General features: G+C 58.7%; 20 protein-coding genes. 11 read left to right on the top strand and 9 right to left on the bottom strand.

The window, feature by feature from the left end; genetic code table 11:
* Window positions 1–274 precede the first annotated feature (274 nt).
* Window positions 275–514, bottom strand: a complete 240-nt coding sequence (locus H8S56_RS14395; RefSeq protein WP_187519017.1) for a PLD nuclease N-terminal domain-containing protein — start codon at window positions 512–514, stop codon at window positions 275–277.
* 224 nt (window positions 515–738) lie between these two features.
* Here H8S56_RS14395 and H8S56_RS14400 point away from each other — a divergent pair, with 224 nt between their 5' ends.
* On the top strand, window positions 739–1,365 hold the full coding sequence (locus tag H8S56_RS14400) for a Yip1 family protein (RefSeq protein WP_187519018.1): 627 nt from the start codon (window positions 739–741) through the stop codon (window positions 1,363–1,365).
* A gap of 408 nt (window positions 1,366–1,773) precedes the next feature.
* Here H8S56_RS14400 and H8S56_RS14405 read toward each other — a convergent pair whose 3' ends face one another.
* A complete protein-coding gene (locus H8S56_RS14405) occupies window positions 1,774–2,904 on the bottom strand; it encodes an L-dopachrome tautomerase-related protein (RefSeq protein ID WP_187519033.1) in 1,131 nt (376 codons plus the stop codon).
* An 85-nt stretch (window positions 2,905–2,989) separates the two neighbouring features.
* Between H8S56_RS14405 and H8S56_RS14410 the strand changes: the two genes are divergently transcribed.
* A complete protein-coding gene (locus tag H8S56_RS14410; RefSeq protein ID WP_187519019.1) occupies window positions 2,990–3,196 on the top strand; it encodes a hypothetical protein in 207 nt (68 codons plus the stop codon).
* 115 nt (window positions 3,197–3,311) lie between these two features.
* On the opposite strand, the gene garD is transcribed toward H8S56_RS14410, so the two are convergent.
* The 7 genes from garD to H8S56_RS14445 all read right to left on the bottom strand — a co-directional run bounded on the left by garD (window position 3,312) and on the right by H8S56_RS14445 (window position 12,232).
* The gene (garD, locus tag H8S56_RS14415) at window positions 3,312–4,865 is read right to left on the bottom strand and encodes a galactarate dehydratase (protein WP_024687661.1); all 1,554 of its coding nucleotides are present in this window, start codon (window positions 4,863–4,865) and stop codon (window positions 3,312–3,314) included.
* Window positions 4,866–4,875: 10 nt separating this feature from the next.
* Window positions 4,876–6,258, bottom strand: a complete 1,383-nt coding sequence (locus H8S56_RS14420) for an MFS transporter (protein WP_187519020.1) — start codon at window positions 6,256–6,258, stop codon at window positions 4,876–4,878.
* 165 nt (window positions 6,259–6,423) lie between these two features.
* Window positions 6,424–7,335 carry a 5-dehydro-4-deoxyglucarate dehydratase gene (gene kdgD / locus H8S56_RS14425; RefSeq protein ID WP_024687663.1) on the bottom strand — a complete coding sequence of 304 codons (912 nt, stop codon included), beginning with the start codon at window positions 7,333–7,335 and terminating at the stop codon, window positions 6,424–6,426.
* A gap of 405 nt (window positions 7,336–7,740) precedes the next feature.
* Window positions 7,741–8,490, bottom strand: a complete 750-nt coding sequence (locus H8S56_RS14430) for a FadR/GntR family transcriptional regulator (RefSeq protein WP_004883131.1) — start codon at window positions 8,488–8,490, stop codon at window positions 7,741–7,743.
* 99 nt (window positions 8,491–8,589) lie between these two features.
* Window positions 8,590–10,323 carry an ABC transporter ATP-binding protein/permease gene (locus H8S56_RS14435; RefSeq protein WP_187519021.1) on the bottom strand — a complete coding sequence of 578 codons (1,734 nt, stop codon included), beginning with the start codon at window positions 10,321–10,323 and terminating at the stop codon, window positions 8,590–8,592.
* 89 nt (window positions 10,324–10,412) lie between these two features.
* Window positions 10,413–10,976 (bottom strand): response regulator transcription factor, encoded by a 564-nt coding sequence (locus tag H8S56_RS14440; RefSeq protein WP_004883127.1) that lies wholly within the window; start codon window positions 10,974–10,976, stop codon window positions 10,413–10,415.
* Window positions 10,973–12,232 carry an ATP-binding protein gene (locus H8S56_RS14445; RefSeq protein WP_024687665.1) on the bottom strand — a complete coding sequence of 420 codons (1,260 nt, stop codon included), beginning with the start codon at window positions 12,230–12,232 and terminating at the stop codon, window positions 10,973–10,975. The genes H8S56_RS14440 and H8S56_RS14445 overlap by 4 nt, the downstream gene beginning before the upstream one ends.
* Before the next feature lie 192 nt (window positions 12,233–12,424).
* Between H8S56_RS14445 and H8S56_RS14450 the strand changes: the two genes are divergently transcribed.
* From H8S56_RS14450 to H8S56_RS14490, 9 genes are all read left to right on the top strand, one after another.
* Window positions 12,425–13,138: an SIMPL domain-containing protein gene (locus tag H8S56_RS14450; protein ID WP_024687666.1), complete on the top strand. Its 714-nt coding sequence runs from the start codon at window positions 12,425–12,427 to the stop codon at window positions 13,136–13,138.
* Between the two features lie 259 nt (window positions 13,139–13,397).
* Window positions 13,398–14,918, top strand: coding sequence for an HET-C-related protein (locus tag H8S56_RS14455; RefSeq protein WP_187519022.1), 1,521 nt, complete (start codon window positions 13,398–13,400; stop codon window positions 14,916–14,918).
* 107 nt (window positions 14,919–15,025) lie between these two features.
* Window positions 15,026–16,627 (top strand): ABC transporter substrate-binding protein, encoded by a 1,602-nt coding sequence (locus tag H8S56_RS14460; RefSeq protein ID WP_024687668.1) that lies wholly within the window; start codon window positions 15,026–15,028, stop codon window positions 16,625–16,627.
* Between the two features lie 264 nt (window positions 16,628–16,891).
* Entirely contained in the window at window positions 16,892–18,514 is a 1,623-nt protein-coding gene (locus H8S56_RS14465; protein WP_187519023.1) for an ABC transporter substrate-binding protein, read from the top strand.
* 314 nt (window positions 18,515–18,828) lie between these two features.
* Entirely contained in the window at window positions 18,829–20,427 is a 1,599-nt protein-coding gene (locus tag H8S56_RS14470) for an ABC transporter substrate-binding protein (protein WP_187519024.1), read from the top strand.
* A gap of 167 nt (window positions 20,428–20,594) precedes the next feature.
* The gene (locus H8S56_RS14475; protein WP_024687671.1) at window positions 20,595–21,974 is read left to right on the top strand and encodes an OprD family porin; all 1,380 of its coding nucleotides are present in this window, start codon (window positions 20,595–20,597) and stop codon (window positions 21,972–21,974) included.
* 66 nt (window positions 21,975–22,040) lie between these two features.
* Window positions 22,041–23,636, top strand: coding sequence for an ABC transporter substrate-binding protein (locus tag H8S56_RS14480; protein WP_024687672.1), 1,596 nt, complete (start codon window positions 22,041–22,043; stop codon window positions 23,634–23,636).
* A 71-nt stretch (window positions 23,637–23,707) separates the two neighbouring features.
* Window positions 23,708–24,718 carry an ABC transporter permease subunit gene (locus H8S56_RS14485; protein WP_024687673.1) on the top strand — a complete coding sequence of 337 codons (1,011 nt, stop codon included), beginning with the start codon at window positions 23,708–23,710 and terminating at the stop codon, window positions 24,716–24,718.
* 10 nt (window positions 24,719–24,728) lie between these two features.
* Window positions 24,729–25,640, top strand: a complete 912-nt coding sequence (locus tag H8S56_RS14490; RefSeq protein WP_187519025.1) for an ABC transporter permease subunit — start codon at window positions 24,729–24,731, stop codon at window positions 25,638–25,640.
* Window positions 25,641–25,646 lie beyond the last annotated feature (6 nt).

The following is a 25,646-nucleotide window of genomic DNA, read 5'->3' on the forward strand; positions in this document are numbered from 1 at the left end:
GCTCTCTCCCTTGCTGAAGTCTTGATGACGAGCATCTAAACACCTCGTCATTGCAAAAGAATTGCAGACTTTTCCATTTTTGCCACCAGGCCGCTCAACATTAATGATGAAATCAGGCGTGCCCGCGCTGCGTTGGGACACTGACTGGAGAATGCCCAGACAAGGGCGGGCTCGCGACAGGCTCGCGCACTAACGGCGCTCGGCAGTCACCGCTGCAGGCAATCAAGCTTTGATGGCCTGCAAGGAGCCAAGGGGGGACGTATTGCTGGCTGAATCAGTATTTAGTGTTCTGCTGCTCGGGCTTGGCCGGCGTGTCAACATGACGCGGACCTGCTACCAGCAACGCCAGAACGCCAAGAATCGGGACGGCCACAATCACAATGATCCACATCAGCTTGTTGCTGGACTCCGTGACGCTTTTACGCACACGCATCACCGCCCATATATCCGAAATCACGATCAAAGCCGTAATCGCCGCAAACAGCCACAAATGATTTTCCGATATCCAAGGCATTTGAAATCTCCTGCACATTCAACGAAGGCGTCCAGACCGGACCCCCTTACTGTAGAAGAGGCTTGAGAGGGTCCTAAAGTTCAGAGAAGTAGGAAAAATCAGGTGTTTTCCCGGCCTTGCGTCACTGCCTGCGCAGCCTGGCGAGGCCCTTGTGCCACGATGCATCAGACCTCGATGAAGGCCCGCAGAGACGTGCGATACCGATCACGCCAAAGGGAGATGCCATGAACCTGTTCATCGTCAAGCTGTTCACCCAGCCCGCCAATGCGTGGCGTGACAGGCGGGAGGAAGAAGATCACAGCCCGCGCCAGTACATACCGCACCTGATACTACTGGGCCTGATTCCGGTGATCTGCCTGTTCATTGGCACCACACAGACAGGCTGGATCATGACCCTTGGAGACCATGTTCGACTGAGCACACGCAGTGCGCTGCAGCTGTGTACCCTGCTGTCTGTGGCGACGCTGATGGGTACGGCATTGATGGGGTTCTTTCTGCGCTGGATTTCGCGCCGCTCTACAGCCAGCCCGACGCTGAATCAATGCATCGGCTTTGCGACCTATACCCTCGCGCCCTTTTTCCTGTCGGGCATCGCAGGCCTGTACCCCAGCCGCTGGCTGATGATTCTGGTGCTGGGGCTGGCAGCGATCCATTCGACGTTTCTGCTGTTCATCGGCATCGGCCCCTTTATGCGCCTGCCGGAAGGCAACGCACCACTTTACGCGGCCGCCGTATGGGCCGTGGGCGTGCTGCTTCTGGTGACGATTCTGGTGACGACCATACTGCTTTGGTACAACGTGCTCACACCTGATTACGTGCGCAACCTGATGGGAGACGTGCCCGGTGGGTGATGCAGGATAAATACAGGCTTGGCAGCGCCAAGGCTCTCGCCCTGCAACGTTCGTGGGAGCCAACTTGTCCGCGAAGGGGCCCATACATCCGACAATATTCAGAGGCTGAAACACCGTATTCGCGGACAAGTCCGCTCCCACCAGGGTAAGTGCCCTGCCCAAGCTATCGGGTGCAACTCACACTCCGTGGGAGCGGACCGGGCGGCGTTCCGCTTGTCCGCGAAGGGGCCCATACATCCGACAAATATTCAGCGGCTGAAACACCGTATTCGCGGACAAGTCCGCTCCCACCAGGGTAAGCGCCCTGCCCAAGCTATCGGGTGCAACTCACACTCCGCCCGGTCCGCTCCCACAAAATCGCGTTCCTTCAGTGGGTTACAGGTTGTTTGACAAGCGTCTGGCGCGCACTCAGCGCGTCTTGGCCGGTGTTGCGTCGACCTTCACCCGAAACAGGCTGTAGGGCTTTTCCCGTAAATCCTTGCCTCCGTGAAACAGCGCCTGGCGATGCAGCTGGTTGGCAATGAAGTAGAGGTACCCATCGTTCGCCACAGACAACGTGTCCGGCCACAGCATTCGAGGATCGTGAGCGATCGTCTGCCAGGTCCCGTCCGCAAGACGTTTGCGAATGCTGTTATCTTCATAGTCGCCAGCGTAGATCGCGCCATTGCTGTCAGCCTCCAACCCATCCGACGCCCCTTTCTCTCCCAGATCCTGTACCGCTTTGACGAGCTGATCCTCGGTCACGGCAGGATCGCGCAGCAGCTTTGTCGGCACCGAATACAGGTGTCGGCTGGAGAGCGGGGAGAAATAAAGTGTCTGGCGATCCGAGGACAAGGCGATACCGTCGGAAGCAACCGCAAAGGGTTTGCTGGTCCCGTCGGCGTTACGCATTTTCAGAACCTGACCTTCAACCCTTGGCACGAAGGCCGGATCTGCCGACGTCGAGGCTGCGCCACTCAAGCGCCGTACGGCGTTGCCGGTGGCAATGTCCATGACAATGATTGCGCCGGGGCCACTGACAGAAGAGTCGGTGACATAAATCACGCCTTCCTTGCCAGCACTGAAGTCAAAACGCATATCGTTGACATAGGTGCCTGGCAGAATGACGTTCTCAGGGAAAACCAACGTCTTGACGACCTTGTTTGTCTTGAGGTCAACGGCCACCAGTTTGGCGCCGCCAGCGATCGGTTTAGAGAACTCAGGTGCAGCGGTATCGAGTATCCACAGATGGCCCAGGCCGTCGGCGACGACGCTCTGGACGCTGATGAATCCCTTCTCGGGATGTTTCGGGTCCGCCTGATTCAAGGCGCTGTCAGGGTAAGGCACCACCTTGCCGTCGCGTAGTTCGCCTACGGTGAACGGCACCTTGTCGCCCCAACGCGGGAAGTTGACAAAAATACGTCCTGTTTCAGTGACGCTGACGCCTGTCGGCATCGCATCATGGAACGCGAAGACCTGTTCGATTTTCCCCACGGGCTTGTCTTCTGGAAGCTTGGCGGAGGTCGCAGCCTGAACAGCCTGGCTACCGAGCGCAACCATCAAGGCCGCAGAAGCCCAGGACATCGGTTGTTTCAAAGACAAGAAAGGTCTCCTTGGCCAGCATCGGGCAGGCCAGTATCGAAAAATGAAAATGGCTGGCTTGAATGGCTGGATGCACCAGACAGGCAACACACCTGCTGCGGATACTGATCCCTTTATTGCAAAGAAAGAAGCCGTTAAATTCACTAACACTTTAAATCAAATAGAGAAAATGAGACGTCTGGCGGCAACTGCACTCGCTGCTCGTGCCGCCAGCCGGGGGCTTTTGTCGAGGCTGTGGCCGCCGTTTTGACGAGGCCAATAGGAATGTCTAACAGACGGTTGCCTGAGAGAGATCCGCTGCTTCGGGAAAGCAGCGGAATGGGAAAAGTCTCGACTTCACCTGCAGGGACCATGCCCCGACACTGTCAGGTAATAGGCGCGGGGTTGAACAGGGTAATGTCGTTGTGCAGGCGGTAGTGCTCGGTCCAGGTCTTTTTCTTGCCGCTGGCCACTTCCAGGTAGTAGTGGAACAGCTCCCAGCCAAGATCCTCGATGCTTGCACGCCCGGTAGCGATACGCCCTGCGTCGATGTCGATCAGGTCGGGCCAGCGCTGGGCCAGTTCGGTGCGGGTCGAGACCTTGACCACCGGTGCCATCGCCAGACCATAGGGTGTGCCGCGCCCGGTGGTGAACACGTGCAGGTTCATACCGGCCGCCAGTTGCAGCGTGCCGCACACAAAATCGCTGGCTGGCGTGGCGCAGAAGATCAGTCCTTTGCCGTTCACCCGTTCGCCAGGGCCCAATACGCCGTTGATGGCGCTGCTGCCGGATTTGACGATCGATCCCAGGGACTTCTCGACAATGTTCGACAACCCACCCTTCTTGTTGCCCGGCGTGGTATTGGCGCTGCGATCTGCCTCGCCCTTGGCCAGGTAACGGTCGTACCAGTCCATCTCGCGCACCAGTGCCTGGGCGACGTCCTGATCCTGCGCACGTGAAGTCAGCAAATAAATGGCATCGCGCACTTCGGTCACTTCGGAAAACATCACCGTCGCCCCTGCACGCAGCAAAAGGTCCGACGCATAGCCCAGCGCCGGGTTGGCCGTGATGCCGGAAAACGCATCGCTGCCGCCGCACTGCATGCCCAGAATCAGCTCCGAGGCAGGCACCGTCTCGCGACGACGCAGGTCCAGCTTCTTCAGGCGCACCTCGGCCAGGTCCATGATCTGCTCGATCATTTCACTGAAGCCGTGGCTGGAATCCTGAAGTTTGTAGAGCCATGGCTCGCTGAGGTCCACCGAGCTGTCGCCCTCGTGCATCACTTGACCGGCCTGCAGCTTTTCACAGCCCAGACTGATCACCAGCGCCTCGCCGCCCAGATTCGGGTTACGCGCCAGGTTGCGCACAGTGCGGATCGGGATGTAGGCATCGGTGGCGGTAATGGCCACGCCACAGCCGTAGCTATGGGTCAGGGCCACCACGTCATCGACGTTCGGGTATTTGGGCAGCAATTCGTCACGAATGCGCTTGACCGCAAAGTCGAGCACGCCGGTCACGCACTGCACGGTGGTGGTGATCCCCAGAATATTGCGGGTGCCTACCGTGCCATCGGCGTTGCGATAGCCCTCGAAGGTATAGCCTTCCAGCGGCTCGCCCTTCTCAGGTACTGCGTCGGACATCGGCAGGCTGTCGAGCGCAGGCGCTGACGGCATACGCAACTGGTCTTCCCTGACCCAACTGCCACGCGGTATCGCTTGCAGGGCGTAGCCAATGGTGTGGCCGTAGCGGATCACGGCGTCGCCTTCAGCCAGGTCAACGGTACTGACCTTGTGGCTCTGCGGTACGTTATCGACAGTCACCAGGCCGTTATCGAATTCGGTTCCGGCCGGCACACCCTGGTCGTTGACCACCACGACCACGTTATCCAGCGCATGCAGCCGGATGTAACGTGGAGAATCGGCATGTTGAATCAGGTTCATCACGGTTTCCTCAGGATTTTGCTTCGGAAAGGTTGCTGGCCGGATCGGTCGGCAATGGCCCCTTGACTGGCGGCTCTATCAATTCCACACGCTTGATTTCACCCACGATGAAAATGTAACTGATCACCGCCAGCAGCGCGTTGGCGCCAACAAACACCAGTGCCCATTTGAACGAACCGGTGGTGCTGATGATGTAACCAATCACGATCGGGGTGGTGATCGATGCAATGTTACCGAAGGTGTTGAACAGGCCGCCGCTCAGGCCGGCGATCTGCTTGGGCGATACATCGGACATGACAGCCCAGCCCAGTGCACCTACGCCTTTGCCGAAGAATGCCAGGGCCATGAAACCCACGACCATCCATTCGATGTCGACATAGTTACAGGTCACGATGGACGTCGACAGCAGCAGACCGCTAATGATCGGCGCCTTGCGGGCGAAGGTCAGCGAGTGGCCTTTGCGCAACAGGTAGTCGGAGATGACCCCGCCCAACACACCACCAATGAAGCCACAAATGGCCGGCAGCGACGCAATGATGCCCGCCTTGAGGATGGTCATGCCGCGTTCCTGCACCAGGTACACCGGGAACCAGGTCAGGAAGAAGTAGGTGATGCCGTTGATGCAGTACTGGCTCAGGTAAATACCCAGCATCATGCGGTTGGTCAGCAACTGCTTGATGTAGTCCCATTTCGGGCCGCTGCTGGCGTCCTTTTTGGACTTCGATTTGTCCTGATCCATATCGACCATGCCGCCGTTGCTGGCGATGTGATCAATCTCGGCCTGGTTGATACGCGGATGGTTGCGCGGGCTGTAGATCACCTTCATCCAGATGGCGGAGAAGACGATGCCCGCCGCGCCCATGACGATGAACACGTGTTGCCAGCCGTAGGTGTAAACGATCCAGCCCATCAACGGCGCGAACAGCACGGTGGCGAAGTATTGCGCGGAGTTAAAGATGGCCGACGCCGTGCCGCGTTCGGCGGTCGGGAACCAGGCCGCAACGATACGGGCGTTGCCGGGAAAGGATGGCGCTTCGGCCAGGCCCACCAGAAAGCGCAGCATGAACAGCGCAACGATCGCGGTGGAGATACCGAACTCACCCACATAGCCTTGCAGCAAGGTGAACAGTGACCAGGTGAAAATGCTCAGGGCGTAGACTTTCTTCGAACCGAAGCGGTCGAGAAGCCAGCCACCGGGGATCTGACCGGCCACGTAGGCCCAGCCAAATGCAGAAAAGATATAGCCCAACGTGACCGCACTGATGCCGAGGTCTTTCTGGATGCTGGAGCCGGCGATTGCGATGGTGGCACGGTCGGCATAGTTGATCGTGGTGACCAGAAACAGCATCAACAGGATCAAATAGCGGACGTGCGTCGGCTTGGACGATTGCATTGGTTGAACTCCCACTAGTTATTTTTTTACGCGGGTAAATCTGTTTTTGGGTGTAGCGCTACAGGCCCCTTAGAGGTGTCGCGGTGACGTCAGCCTCTACCTGTACGGGTCATGCATTCCAACGACAAAACCGCTGATCGCTCAGCGGTTCGGTCTATGAAGGTGTTATTGCTTGCCTTGCTTGTCCATCAGGGCGGCGAGCATGTCGCACTCGTCCGGGGTCAGGTCGGTCAGTGGCGAACGAACGGGACCTGCGTCGTAGCCTGCGATTTTCGCACCGGCCTTGACGATGCTGACGGCGTAGCCCGCCTTGCGGTTGCGGATTTCCAGGTAAGGCAGGAAGAAATCGTCGATGTACTTGCCGACTGCCTCGTGATCGTCACGGGCGATGGCGTGGTAGAAATCCATCGCCAGTTTCGGTACGAAGTTGAACACCGCCGAAGAATAGACCGGCACGCCCAGTGCCTTGTAGGCAGCGGCGTAGACTTCAGCGGTCGGCAGACCACCCAGGTACGAGAAACGGTCGCCCAGACGACGGCGGATCGAAACCATGAGTTCGATATCGCCCAGGCCGTCCTTGTAGCCGATCAGGTTCGGGCAGCGCTCGGCCAGTTTCTCCAAGAGAGTCGCGTTCAGGCGGCAAACGTTACGGTTGTAGACCACCACGCCGATCTTGACCGACTTGCAGACTGCTTCAACGTGCGCAGCAACGCCGTCCTGGCTCGCTTCCGTCAGGTAGTGCGGCAGCAGCAACAGACCTTTGGCGCCCAGACGCTCGGCTTCCTGAGCATATTCGATGGCCTGGCGAGTCGAACCGCCCACGCCTGCGAGGATCGGCACGCTGGTGGCGCAGGTGTCGACGGCCGTCTTGATGACTTCGGAGTATTCACTGGCAGCCAGGGAGAAGAACTCACCTGTACCGCCTGCCGCGAACAGAGCGCTGGCGCCGTACGGGGCCAGCCACTCGAGACGCTTGATGTAGCCAGCGCGGTGGAAATCGCCCTGGGCATTGAAATCGGTAACCGGGAAAGACAGCAGACCGGAAGAGAGGATGGACTTCAGTTCTTGTGGATTCATTATTCGAACACCCTGTGGGACATAAAATGTGAATGGATCACCGGGGCAGTGCCGATGTCGTAAGTCATCGTACAACTGAATATAAATTCCCTCAACTGGGATTTTCGGGTTTTTCTCGTTCGGAGCGATGAGTGGGCTCGAAGGCCTTGTTCAGCCTGGGCCTGGCGGGATTAAGGATGGCTGAAAGTTATACGATAACTGCAGATTTCGTCGGGATCGAAACACCGGAGTGACGCGCTGATCGTGCGCGCTCTGCGTTATAGACAAATCCGGAAGAAGCGCAAAACAAGGCCAAAACGGGAACGTCTGGTTGAATACAGTGGGAGCGGACCGGGCATCGTATTCCCCATGAGGAGTTGCGTATAAAACTGAGCGCTCCGCATCGGAACGCTCAGCAAGCACCCCTCAGGCGCGCTGCGATTCAGCCTCTTCATGGGCATGGCGCAGGCGTTCGCGGCTGTTGGTCAGGTGCAGGCGCATGGCGGCACGGGCGGCGTCGGAGTCCTGGCGGGCGATGGCCTCGTAGATTTCCTCGTGCTCGCGGCTGAGCCGGTCCATGTAATGCTGCTGATCATCATGGGCCAGACGCGCAGAATTCAGCCGCGTGCGCGGGATGATGCTGGTGCCCAGGTGGGTCATGATGTCGGTGAAGTAACGGTTGCCGGTCGACAGCGCGATCTGCAGGTGAAACTGAAAGTCCGAGGCCACCGCATCTGTGGCGTGGGCCGCGCTTTCGTTCAACGCGTCCAGTGCCGCCCGCATGGCCGCCAGCTCTTCGGCGCTGCGGCGCTGCGCGGCGAGCCCAGCGGACTCGACTTCAAGGCTGATGCGCAGTTCGAGAATCGCCAGCACATCACGCAAGGTCACGATGGTGGCCGGATCAATCCGGAAACCACTCGGGCTCGGCGTATCCAGTACAAAGGTGCCGATCCCGTGACGGGTTTCGACCAGCCCCGACGCCTGCAGACGCGAAATCGCTTCACGGACCACAGTACGGCTGACGCCCTGCTCCTCCATGATCGCGGATTCAGTGGGCAGTTTATCGCCACGCTTGAGCTGTCCGCTGCGAATACGCTCGGACAGTTCAGTCACCAGCTCCTGCGCAAGGCTGCGGTGTTTTCTACGAGCGCGGGGCGGAGCGCTTTGATTTTCCATATCCAACGTCGATCTCTGGACAGTTAAACGAGCGTCAATCATAGCTCAGCGGTTGTATGATCACACCTCAAAAGCTCCACCTGCTATCCAAAAGCGACATCAGGCCGGTTCAGACGCGCGCCGCTCGATCAATTGTCCCGCTTCGACATGCACATGCCGGTCATGAAAACGCTTGAGACTGCTGCGATGCCCAACGCTGAGCAGGGTCAGACCGGGGATATCTTCGATGATCGCGTGGTGCATGGCCGCTTCATCCTCTTCATCCATTGCCGACGTCGCTTCATCCATATACAGCCAGCGCGGTGCCAGCAACAGAGCGCGGGCGAAGGCTACTCGCTGCTGCTCGCCGGGCGACAGCATGCGTTGCCAGTGATTGCTCTCGTCAAGGCGTGAGGCCAGGTGTTCGAGACGGCACTTGTTCAGCACGTCGATGAACCGCTCGGCAGCAAAACCTTCGGCCGGCTGTGGATAACTCAAGACCTCTCGCAGGGTTCCAATCGGCAGATACGGGCGCTGCGGCAGAAACAACCCTTCGCCGACAGGCATCCGAATCTGGCCCTGCCCCAGTGGCCACAGCCCGCCCAGCGCCCTGAGCAGCGAGCTTTTACCGCTACCCGAACGGCCGCTGAGCATCACCTTCTGACCTTTGGCGATATGCAGATGGGCACAGTTCAACAATTGACGTCCGCCGGCCAGGGACAGCCCCAGGTCTTGCAGATCGAGCGCGTCATCGGCATGAACCCGTTCAATCGCCGGTGGACGATTTTCCAGGTCGGTCATGCCTTGGCGAAAGCTCAACAGACGATCACTCGTCGCCCGCCAGGAGGCCAGCGTGGAGTAAGCGCTGATGAACCAGCTGAAGTTTTCCTGCACATTGCCGAACGCCGAGTTGATCTGCATCAGATCACCCAGCTCGATCTTGCCGGCGAAGTACCGGGGAGCGGCGACGATAAAGGGAAAGATAAGCGCGATCTGTGAGTAACCCGAGGTGAAGAATGTCAGACGTTTCTGCACCTTCATCGAGGTCAGCACGTTGTTCCAGATCATGGAAAAACGCCCGCTCAGACGCTGGTTCTCGTTACGTTCGCCATCGGACAGCGCAATGCTTTCAGCATTTTCACGCACACGTACCAACGCAAAACGCATGTCCGCTTCGTAGCGTTCCTGTTGGTTGCTCAATGGAATCAAGCGCCGACCGATCCAGTGGGTCAACAGACTGCCGACGATTGCGTACAGCATGGCAGCCCAGAACATGTAGCCCGGGATCGTGATCCCGAACAGTTCGATACTGCCTGACACGCCCCACAGGATGACCGAAAACGACACCAGGCTGACCACCGCACTCATCAGGCCAAGTCCCAGACTCAAGGTGCTGGTGGTGAACTCGTTGAGGTCTTCGGAAAGGCGTTGGTCGGGGTTATCGGTGTAGCCGCCCTGCTCCAGATGGTAGTAGTTCTTGTGCGCCAGCCAGCGGGCAAAATGCTGCTCGGTCAGCCAGCGCCGCCAGCGGATCGTGAGCATCTGGGTCAGGTAAAGCCGGTACACGGCCGCCAGAATGGCAACAGCGGCAATGCCGCTGAAGTACAGAATCAGGTGCGTGAACGCGGCCAGATCCTTGTTTTGCAGCGCGTTGTAAAAATCCCGGTACCAACTGTTGAACAGTACGGAGACCTGCACACTGAACAGTGACAGGGCGATCACTGACACCAGCAGTACCCAGGCCATGGTCTTTTCTTCGCTGCGCCAGTAGGGCGTGATCAGCCTCCAGACCCGGGGAAAGAACGCCCCTTTAACGGTGTCGTTGACGTCGGAGTATTCGGCATTGCGTTTCATGTGATTCAGGCTCGCTGTCTATAAAAGAACGATGCCTGACCACAATGAAGCAAAAAAACACCCGATTGATCACCATGAAGAAAGCTTCATTAACGACGCACGGGACGCTTCTGCAATTTGCGCTGCAAGGTACGACGGTGCATGCCCAGTGCCCGGGCGGTCGCCGAAATGTTGCCTTCATGCTCGGTCAGCACGCGCTGGATGTGCTCCCACTGCAGGCGGTCCACCGACATGGGGTTTTCCGGGACCAGCGTGTCGAGGTTGGCATGCTCGGACAACAGCGCCGCCAGCACATCGTCAGCGTCGGCCGGCTTGCACAGGTAATTGCAGGCCCCGCGCTTGATGGCCTCGACCGCCGTGGCGATGCTCGAATAACCGGTGAGAATCACCACGCGCATGTCCGGGTCCATTTCCAGTAGCTTGGGCAGCAGCACCAACCCGGAGTCGCCGTCCATTTTAAGGTCCAGCGCGGCGTATTCAGGAATGTCCTGTTGCGCCAGTATCAGGCCTTCCTCGGCAGAACCGGCGGTACTGACCCGAAAACCGCGACGGCTCATGGCGCGAGCCATGACGCGGGTGAAGGTTGCGTCGTCATCGACCAGCAGCAGGTGCGGCAACTCTTCGCCTTCCACCTGAATCTCTTCGTCACTCATGTTTCTTCTCCTCGCGTGTCACGGGGCAGTCGCAGCTCGGTGAGCGTGCCGCCTTCTTCATGACTGTAGAGCTTTACCGAGCCACCCGCGCGGGTGACGCTGGCCTTGCTCAGGAACAGGCCCAGGCCGAAACCTTTGCCCTTGGTAGTAAAGAACGGTTTGCCGATCTGTTCGGCAATGGCCAGCGGCACGCCAGGGCCATGGTCACGAATACTGATGCAGACCTCGGCGCTGTCCCAGTCCAGACTGACTTCCAGCCCATCGGGACAAGCATCGGCGGCGTTGTTGAGCAGGTTGAGCAGCGCCTGAGTCAGGTCCGGCGGCGGTGCCAGCAGCGGCACCTCGTCCTTGCCCAGTTTCTGGAAGCGATAGCTGACTTCGGGACGCATCAGGTGCCAGCGATTGAGCGATTCGTCCAGCCATTGCGTAGCCGGCTGCATCTCGACTGCCATGCGTCGGTTCGCCTCGGCGGCGCGCACCAGTTGCTGAAGGGTCTGTTTGCACTGTTTGACCTGCTCCTGCAGCACCGACAGGTCGTCCTGCAGGGCCGGATCGCTGTGGTCCTGGCGCATTTCCTTGAGCAGCACGCTCATGGTTGCCAGCGGCGTACCCAGTTCATGGGCCGCACCGGCAGCCTGGGTCGCCACGGCCAGCAGTTGCTGATCACGCAGTCCTTCTTCCCGGCGCTCGGCTCGCAGTTGTTCCTGTCGGCGGAGCTCTTCAGCCATTTTCGCTGCAAAAAACGTGATCACCCCGGCAGCCAGCACGAAGCTCAGCCACATGCCGTAGACCTGCATGTTTTCCCGGGCGATGGGATAGGTTTCCAGCGGATAGGACTGCACCATCAGGAAGGTGTAGAGCCCCAGCGCGAAGCCGGACAGGATCAGCGAGTAACGCCACGGCAAGGTCGCCGCCGCAATGGTCAGCGGCACCAGGTAATAAGACACGAACGGGTTGGTCGAACCGCCCGAGTAGTACAGCAAGGCGCTGTGGATCAACAGGTCCAGCGCCAGCTGCAAGGCGTATTCCAGCTCGGTCAGGGGCAACGAGGTGCGCAGACGAATGGCCGTCAACAGGCACAGGACCAGCGAACAGCACAATGTGATGGACAACTGCAGCCACGGCAGCGGAAGGAAGTCGAACAGCCAGGCGAGCCCCACCGAACCGGCTTGAGCGGCCAGCACCAGGATGCGGATGAATGTCAGGCGCCACAGGTTCTGGCGCGTGGCTGAAAGCATTTGAACGGGGGCGAGCATGAGCTCTCCTGATGAGCGCTCCAGGCGGATCGCAACGAGTATAACCAAGCACGGCGTAAAACTGGAAAAGTGCGTCAACGCGCCGCATCGTCGGGCACGTCGGCCACGCAGGAACCAGAAACGATGGCTAGAGTCTCATGGGTCTGTGCCGCCCGACAGTGGTCGGAGGCCGTCTCATGACAAGGAGTTCTCATGTTCAATCTTCGCCCTGCTCTCACGCTGTTCGCGCTGACGGCTGCCGCCCTTTCCAGCCTCCCGGCTATGGCTGAAGAGGCCCGCTACAACCAGATTTCCCTGCGCGCCGAAGTCAATCAGGAAGTACAGCGCGACCTGATGCTGGTGACGCTCTACACCGAAGCACAGGACAGCGATCCTGCCAAGCTGGCCGCGCAGATCACCGAAACCCTGAACAAGTCACTGGGTCAGGCGCGCCAGGTCAAGGACGTGAAGATCAGCCAGGGCAGCCGCAACAGCTATCCGATCTACAGCGACAAAGGGGGAAAGATCACCGGCTGGCGTGAGCGCGCCGAACTTCGCCTGGAAAGCGCCGACTTTGCAGCATTGTCCAAACTGACCGGCGAGCTGCTCGGCGATCTGAAAATGGGCGGCATGGACTTCTCGATCTCGCCCTCCACTCGCAAGGCCAGCGAAGACACCCTGCTCAAGGATGCCGTGACAGCGTTCAAGGCGCGTGCGCAACTGGTCACCGAGGCGCTGGGCGGCACCGGTTACAAGCTGGTCACCCTGAACCTCAATACCTCCGGCTATCCACAGCCGTATCTGCGCGCACCGGTCATGATGATGAAAGCATCACGCGAAGACGCAACACCGACGCCTGACGTCGAGGCCGGCACCAGCCAGGTCAGCGTTGCAGCCGATGGCGTGATCGAGGTGGCGATTCCTTGAGTCGAAGGTCCATCTGACCTCAACTGATTGAACACAGGCGGTTTCCAATAGAGGACACCGCCGTCCCTTCGCGAGCAAGCTTGCTCCCGCGAGATCGCACGTCTTCAATGGCTGCGTAATGTTTGACAAGCGGCGACTTCCTACGGCACCTGCCGGAATGGCTGATTTCGCACCACACCCCCATCCGTAAACTTGAACGCACTTCCCAACCGGGTATCGCTGCGTAGGCGAGCACCTGCCTCACTTTCAGGAATCACGGATGAATCCTTCAGAACACCCAACAGAACGCCCTGCCCCGATGGCCGCATTCATGCGCTTTGAAGCGGGTGAAGGGGATGAACACAAACACACCCACAGCTCCATCGAAGCTGTCCTGGAAACTGCCGGTTTCAGGCATGACGAAATGCGCGCCATCTACTACGGCAACTGGCTGCGCGATTACTCGCAACTGGTCGACCCCAAGATCGTCCGCGCACCCGATATGCCCAAAAGTTTTCCTGACCTGCTGTCTCGCGAGGCGCTGACGAAAATCGTCGATGTGCTGGCCGTGAAAGCCTTCACCGACCTGATGAAAATCGACCGCTCACGCTTCATCGTGACACCACAGAGACTGGGCGTTTATCGCGCCAGTGAACACATCGACAATCCCAGGGTGATCAACCCGAACCCCGCCGACCCAAAGGCGCGCGATGCAGACTTCGATGACTGGCTGCTGCCTGACGATCCTGCGTTGGAGGTCGATCCCGACACCTCCATGAAGCGCTATATACAGCGCTCTGTAGACCTGATGAGCGCCGACCTGAACGTCGCTGCGCAGGCAGGCCCCTCCTCCACCGACGGGCTCAGAGCCCTGGGCGCAGCGCTGCATATCCTCGAAGACTTCTTCGCTCACTCCAACTTCGTCGAATTGAGCCTGATCAAGCTGGGCCATACCGATGTGCTGCCGTGGACCTCCGAAGTGGAGTGCAAGCATCGTCTGCCACTGGTGACCGGCAGTTTTGGCGGCAGCGACATCATTGCCAGCCTTGCGGTACCGCTTGGCAAGATCCTGTTTCCAACTGACCAAAAGCCGTTTGAAGCCCTGCAGCCAGGCGCTCGCTATGAGCGTGACCAGATCATTCAGATCCTGCTCGGCGAACACCCGGACGAGCGATTGCTTCAGGGCTACGAAGACTTCCTGACCGCCCGCGACGGCTGGGCGCAGCTTCCATTTTCCGAGCAGGTCGAGCGCTTCTACGCCTTCGTTGCGACACCAGGCCGACTCCTTGGCAACGCCGTGGGCGGTGTCATGCAGGGCTTGATGACAGTGCTCGGCAACAGTATCGACGACATACAGACCGGGCTGGGCGACGACCCCAACACCAATGGTTCGTCAGATCCGTCCCACTCTCAACTGGCCAAAGACCACGCCGAACATCCGCTGCACGATCTGGCTGCGCTGCTGGCAAGGCATGCCGTGCTTCAGGTAGGCAAGGCGGTGCTGGGTCAATGGCACGACGCAGAAGCGGCCGGACACCCGTCGCAGGTAGCAGCGCAGTTCTTCACCCATGCCATGGACACTGACTGGCAAGACACGCTGGTCGGCAAGTGGGCCGAGGCCAATCCCGAACAGGTCAGGCGCGCCGCTTTGAAAAGTGAACTGGATCAGGTACAGCGTCACATCCAGAGCCATGCGACAGAGGCAATGCAGCAATTCCAACAAGGCAGCGGCAGCTTTCTGGATACTTTCTTTGAAAGCACTTCACTGTCGGATCTATGGAAAAAGATTACCCGCAAGTAAGAATTGTCCGACTCCGAACAAGTGCGGCACTATCGTGGTCCATCGGGTTGTCGACACTGTGCGTGACGACCACCCACCCGGTTATTGCCGTACTTCGCGAGGGCTCCATGGGACAAACCATTTTCAAACCGCTGCTCCTGACCACTGCACTGCTGGCCTGCGCGCCATTTGCTCAGGCAGCCAGCACCCTGGTGTATTGCTCCGAAGCAAGCCCGGCAGGCTTCGACCCCAGCCAGTACACCAGCGGCACCGACTTCGATGCCTCGGCCGAAACCGTCTTCAACCGCCTGACGCAATTCAAGCGTGGCGGTACCGAAGTGGAGCCGGGACTGGCAACGAAATGGGAGAGTTCTGCGGATGGCCTGACCTACACCTTTCACCTGCGTGAGGGCGTGAAGTTCCACACCACGGACTATTTCAAACCGACCCGCACCTTTAACGCCGATGACGTGCTGTTCACCTTCAATCGTCTGCTGGACCCGAACCATCCGTTTCGCAAGGCTTACCCGTCCGAGTCGCCCTACTTCACCGACATGGGCCTCAACACCACGATAAAAAGTGTCGAGAAGGTCGATGCCAATACGGTCAGGTTCACGCTGAACAACACCGATGCCGCGTTCGTGCAGAACCTGGCCATGAGCTTTGCCTCCATTCAGTCTGCCGAATATGCCGACCAGCTCCTCAAGGAAGGCAAAGCCCAGGACCTCAATCAGAAGCCGATCGGCACAGGACCGTTCGTGTTCAAGCGTTACCAGAAAGACTCGCAGATTCGTTACGCAGGTAACACCGAGTACTGGAAGCCTGAAGACGTCAAAATCGACAATCTGATTTTCTCGATCAACAGCGATGCCGCTGTTCGCCTGCAGAAGCTCAAGGCAGGGGAATGTCAGGTCAGCGGCTACCCTCGTCCGCAGGACATCGAAGAGGTCCAGAAAGACCCGAAATTGAAGGTATTGAGTCAGCCGGGCTTCAACCTGGGCTTTCTGGCGTACAACGTGACCCACGCGCCGCTCGATCAGCTCAAGGTTCGTCAGGCGCTGGACATGGCCATCGACAAACAGGCCATCATCAAGGCGGTCTACCAGAGCGCGGGGCAACTGGCTGAAAACGCACTGCCGCCAGGCCAGTGGAGCTACGACCCGACGATCAAGGACGCACCCCGCGACCTGACCAAGGCCAGGCAGTTGCTCAAGGAAGCCGGCGTGGCACCGGGCACGAAGATCGATCTGTGGGCCATGACGGTTCAACGCGCCTCCAACCCCAATGCGCGTATGTCGGCGCAGATGATCCAGTCCGACTGGGACAAGATCGGCATCAAGGCCAACATCGTCAGCTACGAATGGGGCGAGTACATCAAGCGCGCCAAGGCAGGCGAACATGACGCGATGATCTACGGCTGGACCGGTGACAACGGCGACCCGGACAACTGGCTCGGTGTGCTCTATAGCTGTGCAGCCGTCAAAGGCAGCAACTACGCTAAGTGGTGCGACCCGGCTTACGACAAGCTGGTACAGCAGGCCAAGCTCACGACAAACCGCGACGAACGCATAAAGCTGTATCAACAAGCCCAGCATATCCTCAAGGAACAGGTGCCGATCACACCGATCGCCAACTCCAAAGTGTTCCAGCCGATGCGCAAGGAAGTGCAGGACTTCAAGATCAGTCCGTTCGGCCTGACGCCCTTCTATGGGGTCAGCCTGAGCCAGTGAGGTAACAGTCAAGGCCCCAACCGGGTGCATTTATGTAACCCGGTTGCGCCGAGATGGTGCGCTAAATGTTTCCAAATACGACGCGCAAACGATCAAATGCGTCCGAAATTACACTTTCGCGACATTCGTGTACGATCGTGCCACTCTTTGTTGCTTCTTTGGCGTCAACGTATTGCTTTGGGTATGGCCCCTGCATAAGTATCGGATGGATCGGCTCATGAGGTCGGTCCCTCTAATCAAAAAATGACAACAACTGAGGCCACCATGCTCAAAAAAGCGGTCATTCCGTTCCTAGTCGGCAGCGCTCTGCTTGCCAGTGCACCTTTCGCTCACGCAGCATCGAATCTGGTGTTCTGCTCCGAAGGCAGCCCTGCGGGCTTTGACCCGGCCCAGTACACCACCGGCACCGATTTCGATGCGTCGGCAGAAACCATGTTCAACCGTCTGGCCCAGTTCGAGCGTGGCGGTACCGCCGTTCAGCCAGGTCTGGCAACCAGCTGGGATATCTCTGACGACGTACTGACGTACACCTTCCACCTGCGCAAGGGCGTCAAGTTCCACACCACGTCTTACTTCAAGCCGACCCGCGACTTCAACGCCGATGACGTGCTGTTCACGTTCAACCGGATGATCGATTCGGACATGCCGTTCCGCAAGGCAGCCCCGACCGAGTTCCCGTACTTCACCGACATGGGCATGGACAAGAACATCGCCAAGATCGAGAAGGTCGATGACTACACCGTCAAGTTCGTGCTGAACACTGTCGATGCCGCGTTCATTCAGAACCTGGCGATGAGCTTTGCCTCGATCCAGTCTGCCGAGTACGCCAACCAGCTGCTCAAGGAAGGCAAGGCCGCGGACATCAACCAGAAGCCTGTAGGCACTGGCCCGTTCGTGTTCAAGAGCTACCAGAAGGATTCCAACATCCGCTTCACCGGCAACAAGGATTACTGGAAGCCTGAAGACGTCAAGATCGACAACCTGATCTTCGCCATCACCACCGACCCGTCGGTACGTGTGCAGAAGCTCAAGAAAGGCGAATGCCAGATCACCGCCTATCCACGCCCGGCGGACCTTGAGCCACTCAAGGCTGACAAGAATCTGAAAATGCCTGATCAGGCTGGCTTCAACCTGGGTTACATCGCCTACAACGTGATGGACAAGATCAAGGGCGAAGACCGCGAGAACCCGCTGTCCCAGCTCAAGGTCCGTCAGGCACTGGACATGGCCGTCAACAAGCAGCAGATCATCGACTCGGTCTACCAGGGCGCAGGGCAACTGGCGGTCAACGCCATGCCGCCAACGCAGTGGTCCTACGACGACACCATCAAGGATGCCAAGTACGATCCTGAAAAAGCCAAGGCATTGCTCAAGGAAGCCGGCATCAAGGAAGGCACCGAAATTACCCTGTGGGCAATGCCGGTTCAGCGTCCTTACAACCCGAATGCCAAGCTGATGGCCGAGATGCTTCAGTCCGACTGGAAGAAGATCGGTATCAACGCGCGCATCGTCAGCTACGAGTGGGGCGAGTACATCAAGCGCGCCAAGAACGGCGAAAACGGCGCCATGCTGATTGGCTGGAGCGGCGACAACGGTGACCCGGACAACTGGCTCGGTACCCTGTTTGGCTGTGACGCCCTCAACGGCAACAACTTTGCCAAGTGGTGTGACAAGCCTTACGACGCCATCATCAAGCAGGCCAAGGCAACACCTGACCAGGCCAAGCGCACCGAACTGTACAAACAGGCGCAACACCTCCTCAAGGACGCAGTGCCGCTGACGCCTATCGCGCACTCGACGGTCTATCAGCCCATGAGCACCAAAGTGCAGGACTTCAAGATCAGCCCATTCGGCTTGAACTCTTTCTACGGTGTGAGCGTGAAGTAAACGCGTAGGGACTGTGCTGTTCGCGCAGCACAGTCCACGCTCTTCTTGAACAAAAGTACTCTGAGAGTTAGCGAGCAAAGTGCAACTAAAGGCACTAAGCCACTACATCCAGAGATATTTCCTACAAGTCTTGAAGCCTGCAAGCCTATTTACCAGATGCCTTCGCCGACATACCGTCGGGAGGTGATGGCATAGGCAGGGAGCCCGCCATCATGGCCCGGCACCAGCAAGCAAGGCGTGTTGTTCAGGTTATTGCCTTAAGGGCCTGTTAGTTACCGAGCCTGAGTGCTCATCCTTGAAGGATAGGGATCATCATGCGTAAAACTCTTGCGATGACGTCTTGCCTTGGCCTGAGTCTGCTTGCACTGACTCCGTCGGCCAATGCTGCGAGCAATCTGGTGTTCTGTTCCGAAGCAAGCCCTGCGGGTTTTGATACTGCGCAGTACACCTCGGCCACCGACAACGATGCGGCCGAACCCATCTACAACCGTCTTTACGAATTCAAGCAGGGCGACACCACTGTCGTTCCCGCACTGGCAACCTCTGTAGACGTCTCGCCCGACGGGCTGGTCTACACCTTTCATCTGCGTCAGGGCGTGAAATTTCACAGCAACCAGAACTTCAAGCCCAGCCGCGAGTTCAACGCCGATGATGTGCTGTTCACCTTCAACCGCATGCTCAAGCCCGATCATCCGTTCCGCGTCGCCTACTCGACCGAGTTTCCTTACTTCACCGGGATGGGCCTGAACAAGAAGATCAAGTCGGTCGAAAAGACGGATCCGATGACGGTGGTCTTCACGCTGAACACTGTCGATGCCGCGTTCATTCAAAACATCTCGATGAACTTCGCCTCGATCCTGTCTGCCGAATATGCCGAACAATTGATGGCCAGCGGCAACGCGCGCGACATCAACCAGCAGCCCATCGGCACGGGTCCGTTCGTGTTCCAGCGTTACCAGAAGGACTCGCAGATTCGCTATCGCGGCAACAAGGAGTTCTGGGACCCGAGCCGGGTGAAGATCGATCAGCTGATTTTCGCCATCAATACTGACGCTTCGGTGCGTGTGCAGAAGCTGCGCAAGAACGAGTGCCAGGTCACGCTCAACCCGCGTCCGGCCGACCTCGAAGCGCTCAAGACCGACAAGGCGCTGAACGTCATGGAGCGTCCAGGGTTCAACCTCGGCTACATCTCCTACAACGTGCGCCACGAACCGCTGGGCAACCTGCAGGTACGCCAGGCGCTGGACATGGCGGTCAACAAGAAGGCAATCATCAGCGCGGTGTATCAGGGCGCAGGCCAACTGGCCGTCAACGCGATGCCGCCGACCCAATGGTCCTATGACGACACCATCAAGGATGCGGCCTACGACCCGGAGAAAGCCAGGCAGATGCTGCGCGATGCGGGCGTCAAGGAAGGCACCGAACTGACACTGTGGGCCATGCCCGTGCAGCGTCCGTACAACCCCAATGCCAAGCTGATGGCCGAGATGCTGCAGTCCGACTGGGCCAAGGTGGGCATCAAGGTCAGGATCGTCAGTTACGAATGGGGTGAATACCTCAAGCGCACCAAGAACGGCGAGCACGATATTTCGCTGATCGGCTGGACCGGTGACAACGGTGACCCGGACAACTGGTTGGGCACGCTTTACAGCTGCGCGGCCATCGGCGGCAACAACTACTCGATGTGGTGCGATGAAAAATACGACGCACTGATCAAGGCCGCCATCGCCACCACCGACCGCGAACAACGCTCCGATCTCTACAAGCAGGCACAGCGTTACCTGAAAGAACAGGTGCCTATCACGCCCATCGCGCACTCGACGGTCAATCAGCCGTTGCGCAAAGAGGTCGAAGGCTTCCACGTCAGCCCGTTCGGTCGTAACAACTTTTCCGGCGTCAGCGTCGCCGACTAATTCCGAAAACACGTGCGTATCGCCTGCGCCGGACTAGCGCAGGGCGATAGCGCCTGCGCCGTTCACAGGTTTCATCGATAACAAGGCAGGGTTCCAAGGCCCTGCATCACTAAAGCCAGACCTCAAAAAGCTGGCGTTTATAAAAGTAGTAAAGGGAGCTGTACATCGTGAAAACAACCAGCACTGCATTATTGGCCTTGTCTCTTTCGTCCTTTGGCGCGATGGTTCAGGCAGAACCCGCCAGCCAGGCTTTCGTACCGACCGAGCTGAGTTCAAAGAACGCACAGGCTGAAGCCAATGGCTTCTTCGAAGACCAGCACCTGACCGGGACCACCCGCAACTGGTATGCCAACGAACTGCGTCGTCGCGACAGCACGTTCTCCTACACCGAAGACGGTGTCAGGAAGCAGACGCCGCGTCGTATCAACTGGCAGCAAGGCACCATCGTCAACTACAGCTCGGGTTACACCCAAGGCACCGTGGGTTTCTCCACCGAGCTTGCGCTGTACAACGCCATTGCGCTGGATCGCGACACCGGCGACTTCGCCGGCAACTCCAACCGCACCCTGGCGGACAGCGACGGCGATGCCGTGGGCCAGTGGAGCAAGATGGGTCTGGGCAACGTGAAGGCGCGCGTCTCCAACACGGTACTGACCATGGGTCGCCAGTCGGTCAACACCCCGGTGATTGCCTTCATCGGTAACCGTGCACTGCCCTCCAGCTTCCAGGGTTTCGCCGTACAGAGCGATGAGTTGAACAACCTGTCCTTGCAGGCCGGCAGCTTTGACCGCGTCTCTCCCCGTATGGAACAGAGCCTGGACAAGTTCCGCTCCGAATACGGTGATCGCAGCCAGACCGCCGACCGTCTGGATATGTTCGGCGCTGACTACAAGCCAACCGACAGCCTGACCACCAGCTTCTACGCGTCGAACCTGGAAGACTTCTGGCATCAGTACTACTTCGGCTTCACCCATGAAATCGGTGACAGCAAGGTCTTTGCGCTGAGCAGCAACCTGAACTACTACAAGACCAAAGACGCTGGCCAGAGCAAACTGGGCGCCATCGACAACGACACCTACAGCTTGTCGTTCACCGGTACGCACAACGCCCACAGCGTGAGTGTTGCTTACCAGGAAGTCGCCGGTAACGAGTACTTCGACTACGCACACGAAACCAACGCCATCTTCCTGGCCAACTCCCTGCTGTCGGACTTCAACGGCCCGAACGAGAAATCCCTGCAGATCGCCTATGTGCTGAACATGGCCGAATACGGCGTACCGGGCCTGAAATTCAACATCTACCAGGCGCGTGGCTGGGATATCGACGGTACACATTACAAGGGCACCGGCTACACCGACGTGCTGGCAATGGACGGCGAGACCCATTACGAGTACGGCATCGGTACGTCCTACTCCGTACAGTCCGGCCCGCTCAAAGCCACCGCGATTCGTGCGACCTACACCACCCACCGCGCCAGCGAAAACCAGGCTGATGGCAACATCAACGAATTCCGTCTGGTAACCACCATTCCATTCAACATTCTGTAAGCGATCGAGGAACGGCGGCTGATATCCCATCAGCCGCCGTTTCGCGTTACATCAAGGAGGCTTCTATTGAAACTGCTATCGCTCCGCGCTTCTATGGCCATTGCGCTGCTCAGCGCTGCTGCAACTGTCTCGGCCAAACCGCTGGTGGTCTGTACAGAGGCCAGCCCTGAAGGTTTCGATATCGTGCAGTACACGACTGCCGTTACGGCAGACGCCTCGGCAGAAACCATTCTCGAACGCCTGGTCGCCTTCACACCCGGCACCACCGACACGGTTCCAGGTCTCGCCGAGAGCTGGGATATCAGCCCCGACGGCATGACGTACACCTTCAAGCTGCGCAAGGGTGTGAAGTTTCAGACCACCGACTATTTCAAACCCACCCGCGAAATGAACGCCGATGACGTGGTCTGGAGCTTCCAGCGACAACTGGACCCCAAGCACCCGTGGCACGCACTTTCGTTGGTCGGCTACCCTTATTTCGAGAGCATGGGCTTCCAGGACCTGCTCAAGAGCGTCGAGAAAGTCGACGACTCCACCGTCAAGTTCACCCTCACGCGCCCTGAGTCGCCGTTCCTGCGTGATCTGGCCATGCCGTTCACCTCGATCTACTCCGCCGAATACGCCGACCAGTTGCTCAAGAGCAACAAGACTGCCGAATTCAACAGCAAACCGATTGGCACAGGGCCGTTCATCCTGACGCGCTATGCCAAGGACGCTCAGGTCCGCTATAAAGCCAACCCTGATTACTGGAAGGGCAAAGTGCCCAGCGAAGTGCTGATCTTCGCCATCACGCTGGACAACAACACGCGCCTGCAAAAACTGAAGGCCAATGAATGTCAGGTTGCGCTTTATCCAAAACCTGACGATATTGCCAACATCAAGGCTGACCCCAATCTCAAGATCGACGAGATGGAAGCCATGATGACCAGCTATGTCGCGATCAACACCTCGCACAAATACCTGAGCGATGTGCGTGTGCGACAGGCCATCAATCTGGCCTTCGACAAGAAGTCCTACATCAGGGCGCTGTTTGGTGAAGGCAAGGCCACTGAAGGCGTCGGGCCTTACCCGCCGACCATGATCGGCTACGACACCGATATCAAGGCGACGCCTTACGACCCGGACAAGGCTCGTGCCCTGCTCAAGGAAGCTGGCGTACCCGAGGGTCAAGTGTTTACCCTGTTCGCCCGCAACGGCGGCGCGGTGACCAACCCCAACCCGATGGTGGGGGCGCAGATGCTCCAGGCCGATCTGGCCAAGGTGGGCATCAAGATCGATATTCGCATCATGGAATGGGGCGAAATGCTCAAACGCGCCAAGAATGGCGAGCATGACATGGTCTTCGCAGGATGGGCCGGCGACAACGGCGACCCGGACAACTTCCTGACCCCCAACCTGAGCTGCGATGCAGCGAAGAATGGCGAGAACTATGCCCGCTGGTGCAACAAGGCCTTTGAAGAGGCAATCACCCAGGCTCGGAAAATGACCGAACCGAGCGAACGGGCTGCCCTCTATAAAGAGGCTCAACACGTGTTCAATCAGGAACAGCCCTGGATCAGCCTGGCTTATCCAAAACTGTTCGTGGCAATGCGCAAAAATGTCGAAGGCTTTCATATCAGCCCGCTGACCAATAACAACTTCACCACGACCGGGGTGAAGTAGAAAAAACCACCGCCTGCGCTTCACAAGAGCAAGGGCGGTACGCCTGACCGGCTGATGAGGTACACCACAAGATGTTTAGTTTTATTGCCCGCCGGGTGGGGTTATTGATCCCCACCTTCTTCGGCATCACCTTGCTGACCTTCGCGCTGATTCGTCTGATTCCGGGCGACCCGGTGGAAGTCATGATGGGCGAGCGCCGGGTCGACCCGGAAATGCACGCTCAGGCCATGGAACGCCTCGGCCTCAACAAGCCGCTGTATGCCCAGTACATCGATTACATCGGCAAGCTCGCCCAGGGCGACCTCGGTGAATCGTTGCGTACGCGCACCAGCGTGTGGACCGAATTCACTTCGCTGTTCCCGGCGACCCTCGAACTGTCGCTGGCAGCGTTGATCTTCGCTGGCGTGCTCGGGCTTCTGGCCGGCGTGATTGCGGCACTCAAACGCGGATCCCTGTTCGACCATGGGGTCATGGGGATTTCCCTCGCCGGATATTCGATGCCGATCTTCTGGTGGGGCCTGATCCTCATCATGTTCTTCTCGGTTTCGCTGGGCTGGACGCCGGTGTCCGGGCGGATTGATCTGCTCTACGACATCCCTCCGGTGACCGGCTTCATGTTGATCGACACCCTGCTCAGCGATGAGCCAGGCGCGTTTCTGGACGCCCTGCATCACCTGATTCTTCCGGCCATCGTACTGGGCACCATTCCGCTGGCGGTGATCGCCCGAATGACTCGCTCCTCGATGCTCGAAGTGCTGCGTGAAGACTATGTGCGCACAGCGAGAGCGAAGGGCCTGTCGCCTGCACGCGTAGTGTTTATCCACGGCCTGCGTAACGCCTTGATTCCGGTCCTGACCGTTTTCGGTCTGCAGATCGGCACCTTGCTGGCCGGTGCGGTACTGACCGAAACGATCTTCTCCTGGCCGGGCATCGGCAAGTGGCTGATCGAAGCCATCGGCGCCCGCGATTATCCGGTCGTGCAAAACGGCATCCTGCTGATCGCCTGCCTGGTGATCCTGGTCAACTTCGTGGTGGACATCCTCTACGGCTTTGCCAACCCACGCATCCGTCACCAGCGCTGAGATCATCGATATGAGCACACCTACTCCTTCGGTAGCAGTCGATCAAAGCCTGCTTTATCCGTCCCCGTACAAAGAGTTCTGGCAAGCGTTCTCCAAGAACAAGGGTGCCGTTGCCGGGCTGATCTTCATGACCATCATCGTGTTCTGCGCACTGTTCGCCCCTTGGGTCGCACCGCATGACCCGAGCGAGCAGTACCGCGACTTCCTGCTGACCCCACCGGTCTGGCTGGAAGGCGGCCAATGGCAATTCATCCTCGGCACGGACGAGCTGGGCCGCGACCTGCTGTCGCGCCTGATTCAGGGCTCGCGCCTTTCGCTGCTGATCGGCCTGTCTTCGGTGGTCATGTCGTTGATCCCCGGCATCCTGCTGGGCCTGCTGGCGGGCTTTTTCCCGCGTATTCTGGGTCCTTCGGTGATGCGCCTGATGGACATCATGCTCGCCCTGCCCTCGCTGCTGCTGGCAGTGGCCATCGTGGCGATCCTCGGCCCTGGCCTGATCAACACCGTGATCGCAATCGCGATCGTGTCGCTGCCGTCCTATGTTCGTCTGACCCGTGCTGCGGTGATGGGCGAACTGAACCGCGACTACGTCACCGCTGCGCGCCTGGCCGGTGCAACCCTGCCGCGCCTGATGTTCATCACTGTGCTGCCCAACTGCATGGCGCCACTGATCGTTCAGGCCACCCTGAGCTTCTCTTCGGCGATTCTTGATGCTGCTGCACTGGGCTTCCTGGGCCTTGGCGTACAACCGCCGACGCCTGAGTGGGGCACCATGCTTGCCTCGGCCCGCGACTACATCGAACGCGCCTGGTGGGTCGTGAGCCTGCCCGGCCTGACCATTTTGCTCAGCGTGCTGGCAATCAACCTGATGGGCGACGGCCTGCGCGATGCGCTGGACCCGAAACTCAAGAACGCCGCCTGAGGAGAT

Origin of the sequence: Pseudomonas triticifolii (assembly GCF_014358015.1) — a bacterium.
Classification (GTDB): Bacteria; Pseudomonadota; Gammaproteobacteria; order Pseudomonadales; family Pseudomonadaceae; genus Aquipseudomonas; species Aquipseudomonas triticifolii.